This is a genomic window from Pseudomonadota bacterium, assembly GCA_039028155.1.
Taxonomy (GTDB): domain Bacteria; phylum Pseudomonadota; class Alphaproteobacteria; order SP197; family SP197; genus JANQGO01.
Genome location: JBCCIS010000111.1, coordinates 1 through 3,740, shown reverse-complemented (window position 1 = coordinate 3,740; position 3,740 = coordinate 1). Strand labels below are relative to the sequence as shown.

Sequence of the window (3,740 nt, the reverse complement as noted above, 5' to 3'; positions counted from 1 at the left end):
CGACGCGCTTATAGGACGCGCCTGTGGGGCAAACGGGAACGCACGGCGCGTCGGCGCAATGCAGGCACGAACGCGGGAAGTGCACGGTGCGCCCCGAAGCCCCCTCGCCCGCTTCGAAGCCATGAATGCGATTGAGCCAGGAGCCGCTGGCGGCCTGGCCATAGGGGTCCTGATCGGTCAGGGGTGCCGGATAGCCCGACGTATTCCATTCCTTGCACGCAACCGCGCAGGCCTGGCAGCCGACGCAGGTATCGAGGTCGATGACCAGGCCAAGCGCCTTGTCGGTCGTGCCGGGCAACGTCGTCACGGCTTGGGCGCTCCGAAACGCAGGACGCTCGGCCGGTCGAACTTCGTGATCGACTTGAGCGGCTCGAAACGCGGCGCCGTCTCGCCCTGTTCGTTGACCGCCGCCTTGGTGATCTTGATCTTCAGGTCGTACCACGCCGCCTGCCCGGTCACCGGATCGGCGTTGGCGTAGCGGTAGCCCGACTCTTGTTCGGGCAGCAGATCGTCGATCAGGTGGTTCAGCAGGAAACCCTGATTGGCTTCTCGGGCGTCGGGGTCGAGCGCCCAGGCGCCGGCGCGTTTGCCGATGGCGTTCCAGGTCCAGACGGTCTTCGGGTTAACCCCCTCCATCACCTTGACCTGCGCCTTGATGCGGCCATGCCGGCTTTCGGCCCACACCCAGTCGTGATCGTCGAGGCCGAGATCGGCCGCGACAGCGGTGCCGATATAGAGCCGGTTCCAGCCGTGGATCTGGCGCAGCCACGCGTTTTGCGATCCCCACGCGTGATACATCGCCATCGGCCGCTGCGTCACCGCGTGCAGCGGGTAGCCGTCATCATTGCCTTCATCGTCGAGACCGGCATACCAGGTCGGCAGCGGATCGAAGTATGCGGCGACGCGCTGACGCTCCTTGTCCGGCGGCTGATGGTCGCCATGGCCTTGCGCGGCCAAACGAAACTTCTGCAGTTCCTCGCTATAGAGCTGCAGGCTGATGGGCGAGCCGTCGTCGATCAGGCCCAACTCCAGCGCGGCCTGCAGGTAACCGGCATTGGCGAACTTGAAGAAACGGTGTTCGGCCTCGAACGGGTGATGCCAGAAGCAGCCGTTTTCCACATAGCGCTGAAGCTGATCGGGATTGACCTCGCCCTTGCCGACCTTGTCGCCGGCCTCGCCACGCCAACCGGCCAGCGAACCGACATTCGGCTTGCGCAGGTGGTTGACCAGATAATCGGCGTAGCCGCCCGGATAGCGCGGTCCGCCGTTGGCGGTGATCAGGCCCGGCAGCTCGAGGCGCGCGCCGAGTTCGATCAGCACGTCCTGGAACGGACGGACGTCGCGGTCGGGCTGCACCACAGGCTGACGTATCGCATCGGCCGGACCGTCGGGATCGCTGATCGGCCGGTCCAGCAGCGAGATGCAGTCCCACCGCTCCAAATAGGTCGTGTCGGGGAAAACGAGATCGGCGTAGGCGACCATCTCCGACTGGTAGGCATCCGCATAGATGATGTGAGGGATCTTGTAGTCGCCGGTCTCAGGATCTTTGTCCGTCAGCATCTCGATGGTGCCGGTCGTGTTCATGGCGGAGTTCCACGCCATGTTCGCCATGAACATGAACAGCGTGTCGATCTTGTAGGGGTCGCCCTTCCACGCGTTGGTGATGACCGTGTGCATCATGCCGTGGATGGCAAGCGGCGCTTCCCAGGAATACGCCTTGTCGATGCGGACCGGTGTGCCGTCGGCCTCGACCAGCAGGTCTTCGGGCCCGCCGGGGAAACCCAGCGGCATGCCGGGCATGGCTTCGCAGGCGCCGATCTGTTCGGGTTTGCCGGTCGGTTTCGACGGGCATGGGATGTGGCGCGGGAACGGCGGCTTGTAGCGATGGCCGCCCGGCGTATCGACGCTGCCCAGAAGGATCTGCAGGATGTGGATCGCGCGGCAGGTGTGGAAACCGTTGGCGTGGGCGGAGATGCCGCGCATGGCGTGCATGCTGACCGGCCGTCCGATCATCTGCTCGTGGCGGCGACCGAAGCTGTCGGTCCATGGCTGGTCGATCACCACTTCCTGCTCGAAAGCGGCATGCGCCAGTTCGGCGGCGATGCGCCGGATGGTCGCGGCCTCCAGGCCCGTCTTCGCGGCCACCGCCTCAGCCGCATACGCCGGCTCCAGACAGCGGCGCGCGATCAGTTCGAAACTGGGCACCGCCTGGCGTCCGTCCGGCAGCGTGACCGCGCCTTTCAACGCGGGCGCGTCACCGTCCGCGTCAAAGGCGCGCACCGCACCCTCGAAGACCAGCGGCTTGCCCTTGGCGTCACGGGCAAAGAGACCGTTATCGGCGGCGCCCTCGTCGTCGATCACCAGCCATGGCGCGTTGGTGTAGCGGGCGAGGTAATCAACATCGACCTTGCCGGCCTTCAGCAGTTCCTGGATCAAAGCCATGACGAAGAGGCCGTCGGTGCCCGGCGTGATCCCGATCCATTCATCGGCGATCGCCGAATAGCCGGTCCTGACCGGGTTGATCGAGACGACCTTGGCGCCGCGTCCCTTCAACTTACCGAGCCCGATCTTCAGCGGATTGGAGCTGTGGTCCTCGGCGACGCCGAACAGCATCAAGTATTGCGTGCGTTCCCAGTCGGGCTCGCCAAACTCCCAGAACGAACCGCCGGTCGTATAGAGACCAGCCGCCGCCATGTTGACCGAACAAAAGCCACCGTGCGCGGCATAGTTCGGTGTGCCGAACTGCGATGCCCACCAACCGGTCAACGCCTGGCTCTGATCGCGGCCGGTGAAGAAGGCGAGTTTCTTGGGATTGTCGTCGCGGATCGGCTTCAGCCACGTATAGGCGAGATCGAGCGCTTCGTCCCAGGTGATCGGCTCGAACGCGTTCTCGCCCCTCGGCCCGACCCGCTTCATGGGCTGCGACAGCCTGGCCGGCGACTTGTGGTTCATGATGCCGGCGGCACCCTTGCCGCAGATGACGCCCTTGTTCACCGGATGGTCGGGGTTGCCCTCGATATAGTTGACCTCGCCGTCCTTCAGATGCACGCGGATGCCGCAGCGGCACGCGCACATGTAACAGGTCGTGCAGCGTACCTCGTCGCTGACCTCCGGCGAGGTGTCGATCACGTGTCCGTTGCGGTCCGGTTGGGCGGCCATGGAACTCCCGACAACAAGCCGCCCACGCGCGACAGAGCATTCCCCCATCCCGCGGCGGCGGATTTCGAGCGCTAACCTGCCGCGCGGCCCGGCGGCCCGCAAGGCCCATTCGAAAAATCGACATGGTGGTTCCGTATTTCCCCAACGTCTGGTCTTATGCCCCGGCCAGCCGGCGCAGGGGGCGCACAGAACCTGCCAGATCCACAAATGCAGCCGACAGGTGCGACCGACGGTGGACCGGATCTTGGGATCGCCCACATCGATTCGAGGCTTTACAACCCCGACCTCGCGCCGGTTCCCAGCCAGGAGCGGCGCTGGGGCTGGTTCGCGATCTTTAACGTCTGGACCAATGCCGCGCAGAGTGTCTTCGCGTACACGCTGGCGGCATCGCTGTTCCTGACCTATGGCTTGAACGGATGGGCGGTGTTTGCCGCGATCGTCCTGGCCGGCGTCATCATCATGATCCTGGTCAACCTATCCGGCAGACCAAGCGTCAAGTACGGCGTGCCCTACCCCGTCATGGCCCGCGCCAGCATGGGCGTCTTCGGCGCCAAATTCGTGGCCATGTTGCGCTGCATCGT

3 protein-coding genes are annotated in these 3,740 nt (G+C 64.9%); 1 reads left to right on the top strand and 2 read right to left on the bottom strand.

Annotation, left to right across the window (positions count from 1 at the left end; translation table 11 throughout):
- Positions 1-307 (bottom strand): 4Fe-4S dicluster domain-containing protein (locus tag AAF563_25490; protein ID MEM7124655.1); only part of this gene is annotated, 307 nt, incomplete at its 3' end.
- Positions 304-3,159 (bottom strand): molybdopterin oxidoreductase family protein, encoded by a 2,856-nt coding sequence (locus AAF563_25485; protein MEM7124654.1) that lies wholly within the window; start codon positions 3,157-3,159, stop codon positions 304-306. The genes AAF563_25485 and AAF563_25490, both read right to left, overlap by 4 nt.
- Positions 3,160-3,366: 207 nt before the next feature.
- Here AAF563_25485 and AAF563_25480 point away from each other — a divergent pair.
- Positions 3,367-3,740, top strand: a 374-nt coding sequence (locus tag AAF563_25480) for a cytosine permease (protein ID MEM7124653.1), incomplete at its 3' end; no start/stop codon positions are given.

Bases quoted from the DNA above. Each gene is read 5' to 3' on its own strand.
- AAF563_25485 (MEM7124654.1), bottom strand. From the start codon at position 3,159: ATGGCCGCCCAACCGGACCGCAACGGACACGTGATCGACACCTCGCCG.